This is a genomic window from Bacteroides clarus, assembly GCF_015555825.1.
GTDB classification, from domain to species: Bacteria; Bacteroidota; Bacteroidia; order Bacteroidales; family Bacteroidaceae; genus Bacteroides; species Bacteroides clarus.
The window spans coordinates 155,099-174,735 of sequence record NZ_JADNLF010000005.1 but is presented as its reverse complement, the minus strand read 5'-3'; the positions used below and the strand labels follow the sequence as shown (position 1 = coordinate 174,735).

Annotated in this window: 16 protein-coding genes and 1 tRNA gene; 1 reads left to right on the top strand and 16 read right to left on the bottom strand. The window is 48.8% G+C overall.

Translation table 11 applies throughout. The features are described 5' to 3' along the window. Nucleotides 1–22: 22 nt before the first annotated feature. The 3 genes from gyrB to I2F54_RS07615 form a co-directional block, all read right to left on the bottom strand. Nucleotides 23–1,984, bottom strand: coding sequence for a DNA topoisomerase (ATP-hydrolyzing) subunit B (gyrB, locus tag I2F54_RS07625; RefSeq protein WP_009120297.1), 1,962 nt, complete (start codon nucleotides 1,982–1,984; stop codon nucleotides 23–25). Nucleotides 1,985–2,190: 206 nt separating this feature from the next. Beyond that, nucleotides 2,191–2,445, bottom strand: a complete 255-nt coding sequence (gene rpsT, locus I2F54_RS07620; RefSeq protein ID WP_005656082.1) for a 30S ribosomal protein S20 — start codon at nucleotides 2,443–2,445, stop codon at nucleotides 2,191–2,193. A gap of 39 nt (nucleotides 2,446–2,484) precedes the next feature. Further along, a tRNA-Glu gene (locus tag I2F54_RS07615) sits at nucleotides 2,485–2,556 on the bottom strand. Nucleotides 2,557–2,840: 284 nt separating this feature from the next. Between I2F54_RS07615 and recO the strand changes: the two genes are divergently transcribed. Beyond that, the gene (recO, locus tag I2F54_RS07610; RefSeq protein ID WP_195500894.1) at nucleotides 2,841–3,569 is read left to right on the top strand and encodes a DNA repair protein RecO; all 729 of its coding nucleotides are present in this window, start codon (nucleotides 2,841–2,843) and stop codon (nucleotides 3,567–3,569) included. Nucleotides 3,570–3,908: 339 nt separating this feature from the next. Here the strand turns inward: recO and I2F54_RS07605 are convergent, their stop codons facing one another. The 13 genes from I2F54_RS07605 to rsmH all read right to left on the bottom strand — a co-directional run bounded on the left by I2F54_RS07605 (nucleotide 3,909) and on the right by rsmH (nucleotide 19,633). Further along, a complete protein-coding gene (locus tag I2F54_RS07605) occupies nucleotides 3,909–4,358 on the bottom strand; it encodes a GatB/YqeY domain-containing protein (protein WP_087426112.1) in 450 nt (149 codons plus the stop codon). A 75-nt stretch (nucleotides 4,359–4,433) separates the two neighbouring features. Continuing rightward, complete coding sequence (gene ftsZ, locus I2F54_RS07600; RefSeq protein ID WP_009120301.1) at nucleotides 4,434–5,747, bottom strand: cell division protein FtsZ; 1,314 nt, start codon at nucleotides 5,745–5,747, stop codon at nucleotides 4,434–4,436. Between the two features lie 17 nt (nucleotides 5,748–5,764). After that, the gene (gene ftsA, locus I2F54_RS07595; RefSeq protein ID WP_009120302.1) at nucleotides 5,765–7,177 is read right to left on the bottom strand and encodes a cell division protein FtsA; all 1,413 of its coding nucleotides are present in this window, start codon (nucleotides 7,175–7,177) and stop codon (nucleotides 5,765–5,767) included. Nucleotides 7,178–7,231: 54 nt separating this feature from the next. Next, nucleotides 7,232–7,969: a cell division protein FtsQ/DivIB gene (locus I2F54_RS07590; RefSeq protein ID WP_009120303.1), complete on the bottom strand. Its 738-nt coding sequence runs from the start codon at nucleotides 7,967–7,969 to the stop codon at nucleotides 7,232–7,234. A 23-nt stretch (nucleotides 7,970–7,992) separates the two neighbouring features. Next, nucleotides 7,993–9,384 (bottom strand): UDP-N-acetylmuramate--L-alanine ligase, encoded by a 1,392-nt coding sequence (gene murC / locus I2F54_RS07585; protein WP_195500893.1) that lies wholly within the window; start codon nucleotides 9,382–9,384, stop codon nucleotides 7,993–7,995. A 7-nt stretch (nucleotides 9,385–9,391) separates the two neighbouring features. Continuing rightward, nucleotides 9,392–10,540 (bottom strand): undecaprenyldiphospho-muramoylpentapeptide beta-N-acetylglucosaminyltransferase, encoded by a 1,149-nt coding sequence (murG, locus tag I2F54_RS07580; protein ID WP_195500892.1) that lies wholly within the window; start codon nucleotides 10,538–10,540, stop codon nucleotides 9,392–9,394. Nucleotides 10,541–10,578: 38 nt separating this feature from the next. Then, the gene (locus I2F54_RS07575; RefSeq protein ID WP_022218279.1) at nucleotides 10,579–11,862 is read right to left on the bottom strand and encodes an FtsW/RodA/SpoVE family cell cycle protein; all 1,284 of its coding nucleotides are present in this window, start codon (nucleotides 11,860–11,862) and stop codon (nucleotides 10,579–10,581) included. After that, nucleotides 11,863–13,197, bottom strand: coding sequence for a UDP-N-acetylmuramoyl-L-alanine--D-glutamate ligase (gene murD / locus I2F54_RS07570; protein WP_087426111.1), 1,335 nt, complete (start codon nucleotides 13,195–13,197; stop codon nucleotides 11,863–11,865). It lies immediately after the preceding gene. Nucleotides 13,198–13,297: 100 nt separating this feature from the next. Continuing rightward, nucleotides 13,298–14,566 (bottom strand): phospho-N-acetylmuramoyl-pentapeptide-transferase, encoded by a 1,269-nt coding sequence (gene mraY, locus I2F54_RS07565; protein WP_009120309.1) that lies wholly within the window; start codon nucleotides 14,564–14,566, stop codon nucleotides 13,298–13,300. Nucleotides 14,567–14,659: 93 nt separating this feature from the next. Continuing rightward, entirely contained in the window at nucleotides 14,660–16,108 is a 1,449-nt protein-coding gene (locus I2F54_RS07560; RefSeq protein WP_009120310.1) for a UDP-N-acetylmuramoyl-L-alanyl-D-glutamate--2,6-diaminopimelate ligase, read from the bottom strand. Nucleotides 16,109–16,137: 29 nt separating this feature from the next. Beyond that, nucleotides 16,138–18,237 carry a penicillin-binding protein gene (locus tag I2F54_RS07555; protein WP_087426110.1) on the bottom strand — a complete coding sequence of 700 codons (2,100 nt, stop codon included), beginning with the start codon at nucleotides 18,235–18,237 and terminating at the stop codon, nucleotides 16,138–16,140. An 86-nt stretch (nucleotides 18,238–18,323) separates the two neighbouring features. After that, entirely contained in the window at nucleotides 18,324–18,683 is a 360-nt protein-coding gene (locus I2F54_RS07550) for an FtsL-like putative cell division protein (protein WP_009120312.1), read from the bottom strand. 32 nt (nucleotides 18,684–18,715) lie between these two features. Further along, the gene (rsmH, locus tag I2F54_RS07545) at nucleotides 18,716–19,633 is read right to left on the bottom strand and encodes a 16S rRNA (cytosine(1402)-N(4))-methyltransferase RsmH (protein WP_009120313.1); all 918 of its coding nucleotides are present in this window, start codon (nucleotides 19,631–19,633) and stop codon (nucleotides 18,716–18,718) included. Nucleotides 19,634–19,637 lie beyond the last annotated feature (4 nt).

The window sequence follows — 19,637 nt, the reverse complement described above, 5'->3', positions numbered from 1 at the left end:
TTCTCAATTTTTAATTCCCTAATTATGCATCGATATTTGCATACGTTGCATTCTTTTCAATGAAATCGCGGCGCGGGCCTACATCTTCACCCATCAGCATGGAGAACGTGTAGTCGGCCTCGGCGGCATTTTCAAGATGCACTTGTTTCAGCATACGGTTTTCCGGATTCATGGTTGTTTCCCACAACTGTTCCGGGTTCATTTCACCCAAACCTTTGTAGCGTTGAGTGTGAACGGCATTCTCCGAACCGCCGCCGTAAGTATCGATAAACTTCTGGCGTTGTTGGTCTGTCCAGCAATACTCTTTTACCTTACCCTTGGTACAAAGATAGAGCGGGGGAGTGGCGATGTACAGATAACCTTGCTGTATCACCTGCGGGAAATAGCGGAAGAAGAGCGTCATAATCAGCGTGTCGATGTGAGAGCCATCGACGTCGGCATCGGTCATGATGATTACTTTCTTATAACGCAACTTGTCTATGTTGGCTTCCTTACTGTCTTCGCTGTCTACACCGAAGCGGATACCCAAAGCCTGAATGATATTGTTTACTTCATCGCTTTCGAATGCCTTGTGCCACATGGCTTTCTCTACGTTAAGAATCTTACCGCGCAACGGCAGGATAGCCTGGAAAGCACGGTTACGTCCTTGTTTTGCAGAACCACCGGCAGAGTCACCCTCGACGAGGAACAGTTCGCATTCTTCCGGGTCCTTACTGGAGCAGTCGGCCAGTTTGCCCGGCATACCGCCACCCGACATCGGCGACTTGCGTTGTACGGACTCACGTGCCTTGCGTGCTGCCACACGTGCCTGTGCCGCCAATATCACCTTGTCTACAATCATTTTGGACTCTTTGGGATGCTCTTCCAGGTAATAGGAGAGCGCTTCGCCTACAGCCTGGTCTACGGCTCCCATAACCTCGTTGTTGCCGAGCTTCGTTTTGGTCTGTCCTTCAAACTGCGGTTCGGCCACCTTGATGGAGATAACCGCGGTCAGACCTTCGCGGAAGTCGTCACCGGAAATCTCTACCTTTGCCTTCTCCAGCATCTTGTTGTCCTCGGCGTATTTCTTCAAAGTACGGGTCAGCGCACGGCGGAAACCTGCCAAGTGAGTACCACCTTCAATGGTATTGATATTGTTTACATAAGAGTGGATATTCTCATTGTAGGAAGTGTTGTACATGATGGCCACTTCTACCGGCGTACCTTGTTTTTCGGTATTGATGTAGATAACATCGTTCACCAGATGTTCGCGGGAAGAATCTATATAGCGTACAAACTCCTTCAAACCTTCTACGGAATAGAAAATTTCTTGCTTGTAGCTTCCGTCTTCCTCTTTTACGCGGAGGTCGGTCAGCGTAATTTTGATACCGGCGTTCAGATAAGCCAGCTCACGCATACGGGTTGCCAGGATATCGTAATTGTACACGGTTTCGGTAAAGATTGTATCATCCGGCCAGAACTGTTGGCGTGTACCTGTGATATCGGTAGTGCCTACTTCCTTTACCGAGTATAGCGGATGGCCGCATTCGTATTCTTGCTGGTAGATTTTTCCGTTGCGGAAAACCTGGGTAGTCATGTGCGTAGACAGTGCGTTCACACAAGATACGCCGACACCGTGCAGACCGCCGGAAACCTTATAAGAGCCCTTGTCGAATTTACCACCGGCATGCAACACGGTCATAACAACTTCGAGAGCTGATTTCTGTTCTTTTTCGTGAAAGTCTACCGGAATACCACGTCCGTTATCTTGTACGGTGATGGAGTTGTCCTCGTTGATGGTAACCTCGATGTGGTCGCAATAACCGGCGAGCGCTTCGTCGATGGAGTTGTCTACAACTTCGTAAACCAAGTGATGGAGTCCCTTGATACTAATGTCGCCGATATACATGGCAGGACGCTTACGTACGGCCTCTAAACCTTCCAAAACCTGGATGTTACTGGCCGAGTAATTACTTTCGCCGTTTATCTTTTCTTCTTCAGTCATAATCTAATTTCTCTTATTGTAATAACAAAGCAAAAATAGTGAAAATCCTTGATATATCATGCCAACGCCTTGATAAATTTGGGCTGTTTACAGCTTTTTAGCACCGTGAGAATTTGTTTCGGAACTATTGTTCGGGGATGATGCGAATGCAGAAAAGGCCGGACTAAAAAGTCCGGCCTCTCATATCTTTTGTGTAACTTATCAGCTTAACCGAGTTTGTTGATGTAAACCGCCAACTTTGACTTCAAGTTGTTAGCTTTGTTCTTGTGGATTACGTTAGTCTTAGCCAACTTATCCAACATCTTTGTGATACCAGGATACATAGCTGTTGCTTCAGCTTTATCTGTAGTAGCACGAAGCTTACGAACAGCATTTCTCATGGTTTTACCATAGTATCTGTTGTGAAGTCTTCTTGTCTCTTCTTGTCTGATTCTTTTCAGTGATGATTTGTGATTTGCCATCTCGACTAATCTTTTTTAATTCGTTTATTCTTTTAATTGTAGCCCGTGGGGGAATCGAACCCCCCTTTCAAGAATGAAAATCTTGCGTCCTAACCGATAGACGAACGGGCCATCCTTGGTGAGCGTTTCCGCTCTTGCATCCGACTTTCCTTTCGTTTGCGGTTGCAAAGGTAGAAACTATTTTTGAATTGGCAAACATTTCCGATAAAAATTTTGCGGTATTTCTTCTGAGTTTCTTTTTAAATAAGGTTTTATCCTCTGATAATCAGAGATGTATTGGTGTTTCAGTTTTTCTGTCTTTGCTTCGTTTTTTTTATTCTCCTTCTTTAAATTCCGTAGTTTCGCGCTTTTTTTGTAGCTTTGTTAGCCGGATTGAAACTTGATAAAGGACGGAAATGTTACAGAAAACGCAAGGAATCGTATTACATTCTTTGAAGTATAAGGATACTTCTATTATTGTAGACATCTATACCGAGGTGTCCGGACGGGCTTCTTTCCTGGTTCCGGTGTCTCGTTCGCGTAAGGCTGCGGTGAAGTTGGTACTGTTCCAGCCTCTGTCTTTGGTGGAGTTGGAGGCGGACTTCCGGCCGAATACCACTATATATAAGGTGAAAGAGGCCAAGTCTCTTTATCCTTTTACTTCGATTCCTTACGATCCTTATAAGTCTGCCATCGCTCTGTTTTTGTCCGAGTTCTTATATCGTGCGTTGCGCGAGGAAGCGGAAAACCGTCCTTTATTCGCTTATTTGCAGCATTCCATTGTCTGGCTGGATGAATGCGGCAGCGGTTTTGCCAACTTTCATCTGGTCTTTTTGATGCGGCTGTCGCGCTTCCTCGGGTTGTATCCGAATCTGGAAGATTATCACAGCGGTGACTATTTCGATTTGCAGAACGCTTGCTTTACTCCGTTACGCCCGCAGTTGCATTCCGATTACATAGGGCAGGAAGAGGCGTCACGCCTGACGGGGCTGATGCGCATGAATTATGAAACCATGCATCTCTTTGCCATGAGCCGCACGGAACGTGCCCGTTGTCTGGCGATAATGAATGAATATTACCGTTTGCATCTGCCTGATTTTCCCGTACTCAAATCTTTGGAAGTCCTGAAAGAGTTGTTTGATTAAGTTCCGCCCCGGGGATAATCCCGTTTCACTGTATCCGGTTTGGGATTTCAAAGGGGGAAACAAAGGGTTCCAACCGTTGAAACAGTTTGTTTCGTGGTATGGAACAGTTTGTTTCACTACGCAGAACATTTCGTTTCCGCCTATTGAAACTTTTTGTTTTTATAGGCTGAAACATTTTGTTTTTATGCGTTTGAACACTTTGTGCCGTGGTATATGAGAATTTGTGACCAGGACGGGCGATGAATAATGCAGCAATAAAAAGCCGTACCCCAAGCTATCCTCTCCAAAAAGGGAGACGCTTGAGGTACGGCTCTATGCGTAGCGGGATTGGGAAAATCCTTATCCCAGCAATTCTTTTACTTTGGCTGAAATGGCACGTCCTTCGGCAAGCCCGGCAAGTTTCTTGCTGGCCACACCCATTACCTTACCCATATCTTTGCCGCCGGTAGCGCCTACTTCGGCGATGATTGCCTTCAGAGCGGTTTCCAATTCTTCGGGAGACATTTGTTTGGGCAGATATGCTTCCATTACCTTTACTTGCGCCAATTCTGCGTCGGCAAGGTCCTGACGTCCCTGTTGCACATAAATCTCGGCGGCATCTTTGCCCTGCTTTGTCAGTTTCTGAATGATTTTCAGGGCGTCGGCGTCGGTCAGGGTATCATTGGCTCCCGGAGCGGTCTTTGCTTCAAGGAATACTTTCTTTACGTTTCTCAGTGTTTCCAGGGCTACTTTGTCTTTAGCCTTCATTGCGTTTTTAATGTCTTCGCTGACTCTTTCAAATAAATCCATCTTATTCTTTACTGTTTTACTGTTTTACTGTTTACAATTTGTTGTTTACGGCTGAAGTTTAGAACGGCAGACGGTTTAGAAGGTGATTACGCTGTTGCCGCCGTTCTCCGCTTCCTGCGCTTCTTCGGTGGCGAGTATTCCGGCTTCTTCCGCCTTGACTTTGATTGCGGCCAGGGTGCTCTTGTCGCGCAGGTAAGTGGGGGAGTTCTCCACCATACTGATGATGTCGGCATTGTCCAGGTCTTCGGGGTTGAAGATATAGATGTGCCGGCGGCGCAGGCGCTGATACTTGGTATTGGCGTCCTTTCCGTAATATGTTTCGCGGCGTGAGCGTCTTTGCTCTTCCTCTTCTTCCAGTTCGGCGAGGCGTTTCTGTTCTTCTGCGGTACGCTGGGTGATGCGGTCGTCCATTTCCTTCATGTGAATGTCCTGGATGCCGAAGCCGGTGGCAAGCAAGGTAATCTTGACGCTTTGTTCCAGCTTGTCGTCGATAGCCATACCGAATTTGGTTTCGAAGTCGCGGCTGAAACGGTTCATGAACTCTTTTACCTCATCCATTTCGCTCATCATCAGTTTGTGCTGGGAGCTGTAAGAGATATTGAGCAATACCTTCTTGGAGTTGAAGATATCGTTGTTGTTCAGCAGCGGAGAGTGCTGGGCGTTCTGGATAGCCATACTTACGCGGTTGTCTCCTTCGCCGTATCCTGTACTCATGATGGCTACGCCGCCGTCTTTCAGTACGGTTTTCACATCGTTGAAGTCGAGGTTGACCTTGCCGTGCAGGGTGATGATTTCGGCAATACTCTTGGCGGCGACCGAAAGGGTGTCGTCGGCTTTGTCGAAAGCGTCGTCTACGGAGAGTTCGCTATATATTTCGCTCAGTTTCTCGTTGTTGATAACCAGCAGGGCATCCACATGCTTGCTGATTTCTTCCACGCCGTCCAGTGCTTGGTCTATCTTCTTGTCGCCCTCCCAACGGAACGGGATGGTGACGATACCGATAGTCAGGATGTCCATTTCTTTGGCGGTCTGTGCAATGATGGGCGCTGCACCCGTACCTGTACCACCACCCATTCCGGCGGTGATGAAGACCATTTTCGTGCCGTCGTTCAGCATGGCCTTGATGTCTTCGATACTTTCTTCGGCTGCCTTACGGGCACGGGCGGGACGGTTTCCGGCTCCCAGACCTTCTTTGCCGAGTTGCAACTTCACAGGAACGGGCGAGTCTTTCAACGCCTGGTTGTCTGTGTTGCACAGCACGAACGTTACATCATGTATGCCTTCCCGGTACATGTGGTTTACGGCATTACCGCCACCGCCACCCACACCGATAACTTTGATGATTTTCGGTGAATCGGTCGGAAAATCGAATTGTGCTATATCATCCATGATTATAGAGTTTTTAATTATTTCATATCGTCGTCTGAGAAAATCTCGTTGGAGAGCTTATTGAAGGTCTTTTCAAACCAGCTGGGACCTTTCTTCTTCTCTTTTTCTTTCTTCTCCCGTTCTTTACGCTCCTTCTCTCTGCGCTCCTTTTCCTCTTTCTCGCGTTGAGCTTTGGCGGCACGGGCTGCGGCTTCCTGTTCCTTCAGGGCTTCGTCGTTGCCGAACATGTCAACGGGTTTGGGTGTGGGATTACCGGCCGGTTGCGCAGGTTTTACCTCTTGTAGGCAGCAGTTCTCATTGCCTGCGGCAAGAAGGCCGAGCAACGTGTTCTGCATGCCGTCTTTGGCCAGCACGTCACTGAAACCGTGAATGGTGTTATGCACGAAGCGCATCGTCTTTATTTTCTCTATCTTGCTTTGCTTGCGGAATGCTTCTTCAATATTCTTCAGGTTGGCGCCGCCGCCGGTGAATACGACCCCGGAGAACAGTTTGTCTTCATAGCCGGAGAGCTGTAACTGGTTCCATACGTTGGCAAGGATTTCTTCGGCACGGGCTTCGATGATGTTGTTCAGCGTAGTCAGTTCGATGGCGCGTCCGTCGTCCGTCGTACATACGGCGGGAGTTTCGCTCTCCTCCTCTTCTTCGTAAAGGGCGTTGCCGTATTGCAGCTTCAGCTTTTCGGCATCCTGCTCTTCCATTTGCAGCGAGGTGATGTCACGGGTGATGGTGTTTCCGCCCAATGGCAATACACTCAGGTAGCGGAGAATATTGTTCTTGTAGACTGAAATGGTAGTCGTATCGGCGCCGAAGTCCACCAATGCACAGCCCGAACGCATCTCGTTTTCCGTTAAAACGGCGTTTGCCAAGGCTATCGGAGCGATGAGAAGGTCGGCTATCTCTACCTTTGCCTGCTCGAAGCTGTGTTCCAGATTCTTCTTGAGTGAGGCGCGGGCTACGATGTTGAGGAATTGTCCTGTGATGTGTTGTCCCGCCACTCCTACCGGGTCGGCTTGAAGGTTGTTGTCTATCTTATACTCTTGAGGGGCTACATCCAGTACGCTCATGTCTGCCAACGGCACTTCAAGGTTCTCGTCACAGATGGAGTCTACCAGCTCTTGCGAGATGATGCCCTCTTCTTCCAGTGTACGACTCACCGCATTCTTTACTGTGCGCAATGACTGTCCGCCGATGCCTACGTATACTTTGGCAATGGAGTTGTTAAGCTGGCTTTCCAGCTTGTTGGTGATGGAAGTCAATGCCTGCGCTGTCTTATCGATATTGTAGATGACACCCTTGTGAATGAACGAGGATGCATCTTCACGTGCGTAAGCCAACACCTGAATGCTTCCGTCACTGTTCTTCTTTCCTGCGATACCGGAAATCTTGGAAGAACTCAACTCAATAGCGGCGATGAAATCTGTTGTTGCCATAACTATCTTATTTACTATTTTACTATTTACTGTCTATTGTTTGCTGCGCGGAAACTATTCTCTTTTCGTGCAGATAATCTGGTTACCGAACTCAACACTGATACGGGAATATTTGTTCCAGCCTACCTTGTTTAAGCCTTTCTCGTAGAATGTCTTTACCCGTTTCAGTTTCCGTTCGAAGTCGTCAAGCCTGCCGAGGTAGATGATGTGGTCGCCTACACGCGGTACTAACTCTATGTTCCTGCCGGGTAATACATGAATCTGCTCGATTTGTGCGTCCCAGAACGAATTCTTTTGCAAAAATACACCAAACTTATATAAATCCCTCATGGCAAACGACTTTTCTACGTTTCCGGTCACAATGGCGAGGTGGGCGACGCACTTTGCATCGGGCGGCATCACGGTGCCTTTGTTGTCCAGATAGTAGTTTTCGCCGTTGGCGCTCATTATCCGCAGGATAGGGATGCGCTGGGTTACTTCGATACAGAGTTTGCCGCTTGGCGTCTTGTAACATTCCACTTCGTCGATGAGCGGATGTTTGGAGAGTACCTGCTCTAAAGTCTTGGTGCGTATACGGTCTAAGTTCTTGCCTATGGGGCTGATGCCTTTCTTCTCCAGCATGGCGGCCACTTCCTTTTTCGTGATGAAACCGGCGTATACCGTATCCTTGATGACCAACTCTACATCGCGGCACACCCGACCCGCCGGCTTTCGGTTGAAAGCGGTAATGGCTACCACCAGATAGGCGAGGATAAGCAGCAGGACGATAGAAAGTAAAATCCGTTTAATCATAGGCTTATTTACTGTTTGACGATTTACGATTCACTGTTTGCCCGCTGTTCGAGCAATCGGGTTATGGAAGGCACATAGTTATCCAGGTCACCGGCGCCCAACACTATCAGCACTTCGATAGGTTTCTTTGCAAGCAAGGCCGGAATATCTTCTTTCTTGCAAATACATTTTTCGATACCCGGACGCAGGTTGTCATAAATGAGCCGGCTGCTGACACCGGGAATGGGTTGTTCGCGGGCGGGGTAGATTTCCGTCAGAATCACCTCGTCCAATAGGGAAAGACTGTCTGCAAAGTCCTTGTAGAAGTCTTTGGTACGGGTATAGAGGTGCGGTTGGAAGATGGCGATTATCTTTTTGTCCTTGTAAAGCTCGCGGATGGACTTTACGCTTTGCGCGATTTCGGCAGGATGATGAGCGTAGTCGCTGAGGAATACGAGCTTGTCCGTCTTAATCTTGAAGTCGAAGCGGCGGTCTACTCCGCGGAAACTTGCCATTCCTTGTTTGATTTCCTCGTCGGTAACTCCGTTCAGGTGGGCGAGCGCCATGGCGGCTACGCCGTTTTCTATATTGATGCCGATGGGTACGCCAAGCCGGATGTCGTTGATACGGGTGTCCGGAGCAACGAAGTCTATGAAGATTTCACCATTGCCGATGCGGATATTCTCCGCATGGAAGTCTCCTTCGTCGCGGGAGTAGGTATATATCTTTACTCCCGGTTGCACGTCCGGTTGCAGGGCAAGGCCTTTACGGATAATCAATGCGCCTCCCGGTTGGATAAGGGTGGTGTAGTGACGGAAACTTTCAAGATAGGCTTCGCATGTACCGTATATATCCAAATGGTCGGGGTCTGTGGCGGTGATGACGCTCATATAAGGAGAGAGCCAGTGAAAGGAACGGTCGAATTCGTCCGCTTCAATCACAGTATACGGGCTGGTCTGCGACAGGAGCAGGTTTGTTCCGTAGTTTTTGGAAATGCCGCCGAGGAAAGCGGTACAGCCTATATGCGACTGGTGAAACAAGTGTGCGGCCATTGTACTCGTGGTAGTCTTTCCATGAGTGCCGGCAACGCAAAGTCCCTTGCTGCTGCGGGTGATGGTGCCCAGCACTTGGGAGCGTTTGTGTATCTCAAAACCGTTTTCATGAAAGTACGCCAGCTCGGCATGCTCTTGGGGGATGGCAGGGGTGTACACAACCAATGTATTTCCTTTGTCCTTGCAATTCTCCGGAATAAGGGTGACGTCTTCCTCGTAATGTATCTGTGCGCCTTCTGCAATCAGGTGCTCGGTCAGCGTGCTAGGCGTGCGGTCATACCCTGCTACGAATTTGCCTTTGGAAAGAAAATAGCGTATCAGCGCGCTCATGCCAATGCCGCCGGCGCCGACGAAATAAACGGATTTTATGGTTTCTATATTCATGTACTTGTCATTTAATAAGTTTCAGCACCTCTTTGGCAATGATTGTTGCCGAGTCGGGTAATGCCAGTTTGGCGATGTTGTTGCTCAATTCTTTCAGCTTACCGCTGTCTTTTACGGTTGCCAATGCCACGGGCAGAAGTTTCTCCTGGGCTTCCACGTCCTTCACATAGATAGCGGCGTCTTTATCGACGAGCGCCAGCGCATTCTTGGTCTGGTGGTCTTCCGCCACATTGGGCGACGGAACAAGGATTACAGGCTTGTGCAGCAGGCAGAATTCTGAAATGGAACCTGCACCGGCACGGGAGATTACCAAGTCGGCCGCCGCATAGGCATTCGCCATGTCTTTGATGAAATCTGTTACATACAGATTGGGAATGGCGTTGATATGCGGATGGTGTACGGCTTCACCGACTGCTGTGGTGATGGCGTCTCTTACCTGGTCGATGTATATTTTACCGGTTTGCCAGATGAACTGTATACCGGGATTCTGCCGGATGATGTCAAGACCCGCGGTTAAAGTCCGGTTAATGGTTCGCGCACCGAGGCTGCCGCCCAATATCAGGATAGTCTTTTTGGACGGGTCTAAACTGAAATAGCGTACGGCTTCTTCGCGCGAAACGGAATGTCCGAACAGATTCTGACGGACAGGGTTGCCGGTCATGATGATTTTCTCTGCGGGGAAGAACTTCTCCATGCCTTCGTAGGCAACGCATATTTTACAGGCTTTCTTGGCAAGCAGCTTGTTGGTGACGCCTGCATACGAGTTTTGCTCCTGTATCAGAGTCGGTACTCCCATCATTCCCGCCGTTTTCAGGGTCGGGCCGCTGGCATAGCCGCCTACGCCTACCGCCACCTGCGGACGGAATTGCTTGATGATTCTGCGCGCTTTCCATTGGCTGCGCGCCAGTTTCATCAATACGGCAAAGTTCTTCCACAAGTGTTTGCGGTCGAAACCCGCTACGGGCAGACCGATAATCTTGTAACCGGCATCGGGTACACGCTGCATCTCCATACGCCCTTCTGCGCCTACAAACAGGATTTCCGCATCGGGACGCAACTCCTTAATCGCGTTGGCGATGGATACAGCCGGGAAAATGTGTCCGCCTGTGCCGCCACCGCTGATAATAATGCGCGGCTTGCTATTCTTTGTTTCCATATCTGAGTTCATCTATTTGCTACTACTGATAATTAATCTTATTCAAATTCTGCATCGCTGTTCAGCATTTTGGCTGTCGGCTCTGCGGCGCTTTGCGCCTCGCTGTAAGTACTCTCTTCTCCGCTGCCGGTTTCTACCTGCATGGTGATTTGCGCATCATGTTCCCTCTGTTCTTCCAGTTTGGCTGTATATCGGCTGACGCTCAATATCATACCGATATAGGCGCAGTTTATCAACGTAGAAGTACCGCCCTTGCTGATAAGCGGTAGCGGTTGTCCGGTAACGGGAGCCAACCCCACGGCTACCATCATGTTGAAGACGGCCTGTGACACCAGTAACAAGGCTATGCCGATGATGAGAAAGGCGGGGAAGGTACGGTCGCATTTCTTGGCGATACGCCCTACACGTATCAACAGGCAGATGTAGAGGAATACAACTACGACTCCTCCTACCAGTCCGAGCTCCTCGATGATAATGGCAAAGATGAAGTCGGAGAATGCCTGGCTCAGGAAGTCCCGCTGTACGGAATTACCCGGACCTTTGCCTACAACATTGCTGGTGGCAACGGCGATGCGTGCGTGGGCTATCTGCGCGTCTTTGTCTATGTCGAACTTGGCGGCGGGTACTTCCTTGTCACTCGTGAACTTCTCGATACGGGCACGCCACGTATCAAACCGGTGCAGGAAAGGTATATCGCTGTTCTTTGTCATCAGTAGGAAAGCTACGGCGATAACACCCACCGATGCCAAACCGCCAATCAGTATCAACAGTTTTTTAGCGGAGACACGTCCTATGAACATCATCAAAAAGACTACTCCGAACAGCAGTGCGGCTGTGGACAGGTTCTCCGGAGCAATGAGCAGGCAGATAATCCCGGTTATTATCATAATCCGTTTGAACGCCTTCGGATTGGCGCCGTCCTCATCCTGCCCTTTGGACAGGATGAAAGCCGTGACGATGATAACCGCCATTTTTGCAATCTCCGAGGGTTGGAACTGTATACCCATGAATGTCATCCAGCGCGCCGCGCCATTGATACGTTCCATCATCATGACCAGCACCAGCAGTATCGCGGAAGCCGGTAACAGGAAGACGGGAAATACCTGGAACCATTTATAGGGAATGTTGTGCATAAGTACCACAATCACAGCGCCCACCATTAGGATAATGCTGTGCTGAGTGATAGGCCCCCAGTGGTCGCCACTTTTGTAGGTAAGCGTACTGGCCGCACTGAACACCTCTGTGATGGAGATGAGGCAAAGGAAGAGGAAGATAATCCAGATTACTTTGTCTCCCTTGAATATGCTTTTTAATAAATCCATTTATAACTCTCTTACGTATTTCTTAAATTGGTCGCCTCTGTCCTCGTAGCTCTTGAAGAGGTCGAATGAGGCGCAACAGGGACTCAATAATACCGTTTCGCCTTTCTGCGCCAGTTTGAAAGCTGCGTCTACCGCATCTTTCATACCGGTTTGCACATCGGCAACGGGTAGCCCGAAACGGTCGAAGAACTCATGCAGCTTTTCATTGTGCAGCCCCAAATAAACCAAAGCCGAGCATTTGGTGCGTACCAGGTCTTCTATTTCGGTATAGTCATTGCCTTTGTCTTTGCCGCCAAGAATCAGTACGGTCTTGGTTGTCATGCTTTGTAAAGCATACCAGCAAGAATTGACATTGGTCGCTTTGGAGTCGTTGATGAACTGGATGCCGCGTACGGTCGCCACCTTTTCCAGACGGTGTTCCACACCCTTGAAGTCGGACAGGGCTTTGCGTATATCTTCTTTCCTGATGCCTGCAAGGTTAGCGGAGATACCGGCCGCCAATGAGTTATAGAGATTATGGGTTCCGTGCAGGGCAAGTTCCTCTTGTTCCATATTGAAAGCGATAGGTTCGTTGATTTCCACTTCGCCGTCTTCCACATAAGCGATGGCTCCGTCCTCTTTCACGGCGGCGAAAGGATAGAGATGCGCTTTCAGACCGTGCTTCTCCAATTCCCTGCGGATGATAGGGTCGTCGTTCCAGTAGATGAAAGCGTCTTCCGGCGTCTGGTTTTGCGTGATGCGGAATTTGGCGTCTACGTATTTCTGCATACAGTGATCGTATCGGTCCAGATGGTCGGGAGTGATATTCATCAGTACGGCGATATTGGCACGGAACTTATACATATTATCCAGTTGGAAGGAGCTGAGCTCGATAACATAATAATCGTGCTTTTCCATTGCCACTTGCAAGGCGAGGCTGTTGCCGATGTTTCCGGCCAGTCCCACGTTCAGTCCCGCACTTTTGAAAATGTGGTAAATGAGCGAAGTAGTGGTAGTCTTACCGTTAGAACCTGTAATACAAATCATTTTAGCGTTTGTATAACGTCCGGCAAATTCTATCTCGGAGATGATAGAGATACCTTTCTCTTTCAATTTCAGAATCAGCGGCGCGTCATTGGGGATACCGGGGCTTTTTACCACCTCATCGGCATTGAGTATCAGCTCTTCGGTATGCTGTCCTTCCTCCCAAGCAATGTCATGCCTGTCCAGCAGTTCCTTGTATTTGTCTTTAATGGCGGACATATCGGATACGAACGTATCGAAACCCTTAACTTTGGCGAGTACGGCAGCTCCCGCGCCGCTTTCGCCTGCTCCTAAAACTACAATTCTACTCATACTTTATTATAATTAAGAATGAAGAATGATGAATGAAGAATTGCCATGCAGTGTAATAGTACGCAGCCAGATTCTTCATTCATAATTCTTCATTTAATTGTTATCTTATCTTTAACGTTATAATTGTTATCGCTGCCAATACGATGGTTACGATCCAGAAGCGGACGGTAATCTTTGATTCATGGAACAATTGCGTCGGTTGGGTAAATACCACTTTGCAACCGGGCTCTATCAGGTTCATGCCGGTGCGGAAGTGGTCGTGTATCGGCGTTCGTTTAAAGAGACGCTGCTTGACGCCTTTCCGTTTGCCGGCTTTGTAATATACCCGTTGCAGAATTACCGAAAGGTTCTCTACGAGGAATATGCCACAGAGAATCGGTATTAATAGTTCTTTGTGAATAATGATGGCGTATACGGCAATGATGCCGCCGATGGTCAGGCTGCCTGTATCGCCCATGAATACTTGTGCCGGGTAAGCGTTGTACCAGAGGAAGCCTATCATGGCGCCAATGAAGGCGCAGATGAAGATTACCAGTTCTTCCGAGCCCGGGATATACATGATGTTCAGATAGCCGGCATATTCGATGTGGCTGGATACGTACGCCAGTATACCCAAAGTCAGACCGATGATGGCGGAGTTGCCCGCTGCCATGCCGTCCATGCCGTCATTCAGATTAGCGCCGTTGGAAACGGCGGTCACTACGAAGATTGTAATGAATACGAACAATATCCATCCGGCCGTTTGGGCGTGCTCTCCCATAAAAGATACGAGGTCGGCATAGTCCAGGTTATTGCTTTTAAAGAAAGGAATAGTCGTCTGCGTAGCTTTGATTTCTTTAGCGGCATGTACTACCTCTATACCTTGTCCTGGCTTTTCCACTTCGATGTTTTCACGAATAACGACCTGCGGGCTGAGATACAGCGTCAGTCCTACGATGAGCCCCAAGCCTACCTGGCCGATGATTTTGAATTTACCGTGCAGACCTTCCTTGTCTTTCTTGAATATCTTGATATAGTCGTCGGCGAATCCCAGCGAGCCTAACCAGACTGTTGTGATAAGCATTAGAATCATATAGATATTGTTCAGCTTACCCAGTAACAGACAGGGAATCAGAATGGCAAAGATTATGATTACTCCACCCATGCTCGGCACACCCACCTTGTTTACGCCGAATGGGTCGATGTCGGCATCCCGTTGTGTCTCGGTGATTTGCTTGCGTTTTAACAGATTAATGAACCTGTCGCCCCAGATACTCGAAATGAGCAATGCCAGGATGATAGCCATTAACGCCCTGAAAGATGTATAACCGAACATACCCGCACCGGGGAAGTCGTATTTATCTAACCATTGGAATAAGTAGTATAACATGTCTTTTCTAATTATGAGTTATAAATTATGAATCGGGATGCATACGGGGAATATCGTACGATACGCTGCATTGAAATTCATAATTCACACTGCTCAATTCATAATTTCTTTAAGTACTTCTTTATCATCGAAATGATGCTTCACTCCTTTTATCTCCTGATAGTTTTCGTGTCCTTTGCCGGCAACGAGGATAACGTCTCCCGGTTGCGCCAGCAAACAGGCGGTCTTTATGGCGTATTTCCTATCGGTGATACTGATCGTCTTCTCCAAATCGTCTTTGTCCAAGCCTGCCAGCATGTCATTGATGATGTCTTGCGGCTCTTCGAAGCGGGGATTGTCGGAAGTGATGATAACACGGTCGCTCAGACGGGCGGACTCCTTGGCCATGATAGGACGTTTCCCTTTGTCGCGATTGCCGCCTGCGCCAACTACGGTTATCACTTTCCCCCTGCCTGCCAATACGTCGTGGATGGCATTCAGTACATTCACCAGAGCGTCCGGAGTGTGGGCGTAATCTACAATGGCGGTGATGCCCTTCGGGGAGCGGATAGAATCAAATCGGCCTGTTACAGGATGTAAAGTGCTAAGGGCAACAAGCACATCTTCTTCTTTCTTGCCCAATAACACGGCTGCGCCGAATACGGCAAGAAGATTGGAAGCATTGAACTTGCCAATAAAACGTACGGCCAGCTCGTGATTGTTGAAATCGAGCAGCATGCCTTCAAAATGAGACTCCAGTACTTTCCCTTTAAAGTCGCTGAGGCTTCTCAATGAATAAGTATATACGCGCGAGCGTGTGTTCTGAGTCATGACCAATCCGTTCTTATCATCCAGATTGGTCAGGCTGAACGCGCTCTTTGGCATATCATCGAAGAATTTCTTCTTTGCTTTAAGGTAGTTTTCAACAGTCTTGTGATAGTCCAGGTGGTCGCGCGTAAGGTTGGTGAAGATGCCGCCGGCAAACTTCAGACCGCTGATGCGCTGCTGCGCGATAGAGTGGGAGCTGACTTCCATGAATGCGTATTTGCATCCGGAGTCTGCCATCTCACCCAACAGGCGGTTAAGGGTAACCGGGTCGGGAGTGGTGTGCTCGGTTGGAACGGGCTGGTCATCGATGTAGTTGCATACGGTGGAAATCAGTCCGACTTTATACCCGAAATAACGGAATGTATTATATAATAAGGTGGCAATGGTTGTTTTGCCGTTAGTGCCGGTTACGCCTACCAACTCCATTTTGGAAGTGGGGTCGCCGTAGAAGGTGGTGGCAACCTTACCTACCGCATTCTCGCTGTCTTTTACCTGGATATATGTAATATCGGGGTTGGGTTCTTCCGGCATGTCTTCGCACAGTACGGCTATAGCGCCTTGCTCAATGGCTGTCGGAATATATGCGTGCCCGTCGGTCTGCGTGCCGCGCATTGCCATGAACAAATGTCCGGCCGCAACTAAACGGGAGTCGATGTTTACTCCTGTTATATCTTTTTCCGTACTGCCGATAACTTGTACCGGTTGTATCGCTTTTAATAGTTCGGTTAATTTCATACCTTATTATATATATGTATATTCTTATATTAACGTAACGTCAAGGCTATCGTCTGACCTCTTACCAGCCGGCTTCCACCTGCAATGGACTGGCTTCTTACTTTGCCGATGCCGTTGAGGCGTACTTTAAGCCCCTTGCTTTCCAGCAGATAAACGGCATCTTTAGCCCCCATGCCCACTACGCTGGGCACTATGCCTGCGGAAACTTTTTGATTTTGCAGGATAACGGCAGACGGGGCGGCCTGACTGTGTCCCCATAACTCTCGCCCTTTCTGTGCCTCGAACTGCTTCTGCACCGGAACATCCAATGTGTTGAGCACACGCAACGCCTCGTTCATCTCTCCCGCTTTTACCGCGGGAATCACATTCGTGGTGCTGTCTATCGCACTGCGTATATCGAACCGCAGATTCTTGGCATATACCCTTTCCGCAATCTTGCTGAATACGCTGCCCGCCATTAAACCGCCCGATGCCGGAAGTCCCGGCTTCTGTATGGAGACGATACAACTGTATTTGGGAGCCTCTGCCGGGAAGTATCCGCAGAAGCTGACGAGATAATTCACCCGTCCCGCCTTATATCCGGCGGCGCCTTGCGAAATCTGTGCCGTACCCGTCTTGCCGGCTACGGCAAACTGTTTGCTTCCGGCCGGTTTGGCCAAACCTTCGGAGACTACTTTATGCAGAATCTCCCGTATCTGCGTCAGCGTATTGTCCGAGCAAATTTTAGGATTGATGACTTCCGTAGGGAATTCATGCACAACCTCGCCGTCTTTCACAGCCGCTTTCACGAATTTCGGACGTACCATTGTGCCGTTATTGGCGATGGCATTGTAGAAAGTCAGTATGTTCAGCGGCGGTACCTGCGTTTCATATCCTATACTCATCCAGGGCAACGTGGTCTTGGCAAAATAGCGTTCTTTCGGACCGCGGATGTTAGGCTTGCCCTCTCCGGCTATTTGCAGATGAAGCGGGCGGTCTATGCCGATACGCTTCAATCCGTCTACAAACTTTTGCGGATTGTCGCTGTAATGCTTGTCGATAAGATAGGAAACGCCGATATTGGATGATACTTCCAGGATACGTGTCACATCGATTTTGCCATATCCGCCCCGGTGCCAGTTATGGTCTTTCATCGGGCGGCCGTGCATCATCATGATGCCGTTACCCGTATCGACTTCCGTGTCGGGAGTAATCTTCCCGTCTTCAAGGGCTACCATGATAGAAGCGGTCTTGAAGGTAGAACCCGGTTCCAGCATATCGCTGATGGCATTGTTGCGCATTTCGTAATAGTTGCCGTCACCCGCTTTCATCATATTGACAATGGCTTTTATCTCTCCTGTCTGTACTTCCATCAGTACGGCGACACCTACGCTGGCATTGATTTCCTTCAACTTATCTATCAACGCTTTTTCGCAAATATCCTGCATGCCTACGTCGATGGTGGAGATGATATCGCAACCGTCTACGGGAGCGATGTCCACTATGTTCAGGTATTTGTTCATCACCTTTTGGCGGTGGGTGATGCCGTCACGTCCTTTCAGCAGCGTGTCGAATGCCAGCTCAATGCCGTTCTTTGCCCCTTGCGCCGTATCGGCATAGAGGTCGCCCAACGTACGGGCGGCCAAAGAGCCGAAAGGCTTTTTACGTTGGTTGTAAGTCTGTTCGTGGAAACCGCCTTTGTATTTGTTCAAGTTGAACACCGGCAATCTTTTGGCTTCCTTATACTGGATATAAGAGATACGCTTCGGGTAAATCAGGTAATTGCGGCTGCCCTTTTTGCGTCCTTTTAGCAGATGCCTTTTAAATTCGGCAGCGCTTTTGTCGGGGAATATCCGGTGCAATCCCTCGCAGATTTCGCCCAAATGATTCATCAGCATGGTGTCTTTCTTCTCTCCACCCGCTTTGAAATCCATATAAATGCGGTACTCCGGTAAGGAGCTCGCCATTAATTTACCGTCCGATGAAAGAATATTGCCACGGTTGGGCTTCACCGTAACATTCTCCTTCACAAAGCGGTCGGCGACATCTTGCCAGTACTGACGTTCGGCAAACATGATGACGGTACCTTTTACGATAATGGCTACTCCTATCAGTCCCATAACAAGGACTACGAAGAAGTAACGGGTCATTATATTTTTCTTGTTTACTGCCAAGGCTGTTTCGATTTACTATTATACTATTTACTATTTACCGGTCTGTTTTCCATTCCCTATACTTATTTGATTAAGTACGGCGGATTGGTCGAAGTCTGCAAATCGCTTTCTTTCGTCGCGATATATTCTTCGATACGCGATTGACGGCTTCGCTCCATCAGTTCGGAACTGCGTGTCAAAGCGTCGTATTTTATGTCTATCAGCTCTTTCTTGAGCTTGTCTATCTCTATCATCTGCTGCTGGCAGGCGTAGCGGTTATGGATATAGAACAGAATAAGAACCATGATGAGGACGAGCAGCTTCGTCTGACGACGGAAAAAGTCCGTAGCCAGAATGTCACCGCCTATGATGTTCTTTAGCGAAGTCCGTCTTTTTACCTTTTCGCCTTTCACCTCTTCCTGTTTATTAGCCGTCTCATTCATCGCCCTGTCACTTTATAGCTTTATCATCTTAATCACTTTATGATTTTCTCCGCGATTCTCAGTTTGGCGCTTCGCGAACGCGGGTTACGCTCAATCTCGTCGTCATCCGGAATAATCACTTTGTTGTTTACCAAACGGAAAGGCGTTTGTACGTTTCCGAAGAAGTCTTTTTCCGCCTTGCCCTCTATATTGCCGGTCTTCATGATGTTTTTCACCATGCGGTCTTCCAGCGAATGGTAGGTGATTACTACCAGTCGTCCGCCGGGCTTTAATGCTTCCGTTGCTGCATATAACATCTCCTTCAGCGCTTCCATTTCCTGATTGACTTCGATGCGCAACGCCTGAAACACTTTTGCAAGTTCTTTCTTTTCTCTTTCACGTCCGAAGAGAGGTTTGATAATATCCAGGAACTCTCCGATGGTGCCAATCTTTCGGGTGGCGCGCGCCTTGACGATAACGGATGCCAGCTTGCGGCTGTTCTTCAGTTCCCCATACAAATAGAAAATGTCGGCCAGACGCTCTTCGTCGTATGTATTTACGATGTCGGCGGCAGTGAGCCCGGCGCGCTTGTTCATCCGCATATCGAGTGCGCCGTCAAAGCGGAAAGAGAATCCCCGCTCGCTATCGTCGAAATGATGTGACGACACGCCGAGGTCGGCGAGTACGGCGTCCACTTGCCCGATACCATGATAACGCAGGAAGTTATGCAGATAACGGAAATTGCTGCGTACAAATGTGAAGTGCGGGTCGTTTACGATGTTTTGTTCCGCATCCTCATCTTGGTCGAATCCCAGCAATCTGCCACCTTCGCCCAAGCGTGACACTATCTCGCGGGAATGACCGCCGCCGCCGAATGTCACGTCTACATACGTTCCGTCCGGGCGGATGTTCATCCCGTCGACGCTTGGCATCAAAAGTACCGGAATATGATATGTTGTTTCTTCCTTCATTTTT

What these genes read in the sequence shown, in the direction of transcription:
- gyrB (WP_009120297.1), bottom strand. Translation starts at nt 1,984, where the DNA reads ATGACTGAAGAAGAAAAGATAAACGGCGAAAGTAATTACTCGGCCAGT.
- rpsT (WP_005656082.1), bottom strand. Translation starts at nt 2,445, where the DNA reads ATGGCAAATCACAAATCATCACTGAAAAGAATCAGACAAGAAGAGACA.
- recO (WP_195500894.1), top strand. Translation starts at nt 2,841, where the DNA reads ATGTTACAGAAAACGCAAGGAATCGTATTACATTCTTTGAAGTATAAG.
- I2F54_RS07605 (WP_087426112.1), bottom strand. Translation starts at nt 4,358, where the DNA reads ATGGATTTATTTGAAAGAGTCAGCGAAGACATTAAAAACGCAATGAAG.
- ftsZ (WP_009120301.1), bottom strand. Translation starts at nt 5,747, where the DNA reads ATGGATGATATAGCACAATTCGATTTTCCGACCGATTCACCGAAAATC.
- ftsA (WP_009120302.1), bottom strand. Translation starts at nt 7,177, where the DNA reads ATGGCAACAACAGATTTCATCGCCGCTATTGAGTTGAGTTCTTCCAAG.
- I2F54_RS07590 (WP_009120303.1), bottom strand. Translation starts at nt 7,969, where the DNA reads ATGATTAAACGGATTTTACTTTCTATCGTCCTGCTGCTTATCCTCGCC.
- murC (WP_195500893.1), bottom strand. Translation starts at nt 9,384, where the DNA reads ATGAATATAGAAACCATAAAATCCGTTTATTTCGTCGGCGCCGGCGGC.
- murG (WP_195500892.1), bottom strand. Translation starts at nt 10,540, where the DNA reads ATGGAAACAAAGAATAGCAAGCCGCGCATTATTATCAGCGGTGGCGGC.
- I2F54_RS07575 (WP_022218279.1), bottom strand. Translation starts at nt 11,862, where the DNA reads ATGGATTTATTAAAAAGCATATTCAAGGGAGACAAAGTAATCTGGATT.
- murD (WP_087426111.1), bottom strand. Translation starts at nt 13,197, where the DNA reads ATGAGTAGAATTGTAGTTTTAGGAGCAGGCGAAAGCGGCGCGGGAGCT.
- mraY (WP_009120309.1), bottom strand. Translation starts at nt 14,566, where the DNA reads ATGTTATACTACTTATTCCAATGGTTAGATAAATACGACTTCCCCGGT.
- I2F54_RS07560 (WP_009120310.1), bottom strand. Translation starts at nt 16,108, where the DNA reads ATGAAATTAACCGAACTATTAAAAGCGATACAACCGGTACAAGTTATC.
- I2F54_RS07555 (WP_087426110.1), bottom strand. Translation starts at nt 18,237, where the DNA reads ATGACCCGTTACTTCTTCGTAGTCCTTGTTATGGGACTGATAGGAGTA.
- I2F54_RS07550 (WP_009120312.1), bottom strand. Translation starts at nt 18,683, where the DNA reads ATGAATGAGACGGCTAATAAACAGGAAGAGGTGAAAGGCGAAAAGGTA.
- rsmH (WP_009120313.1), bottom strand. Translation starts at nt 19,633, where the DNA reads ATGAAGGAAGAAACAACATATCATATTCCGGTACTTTTGATGCCAAGC.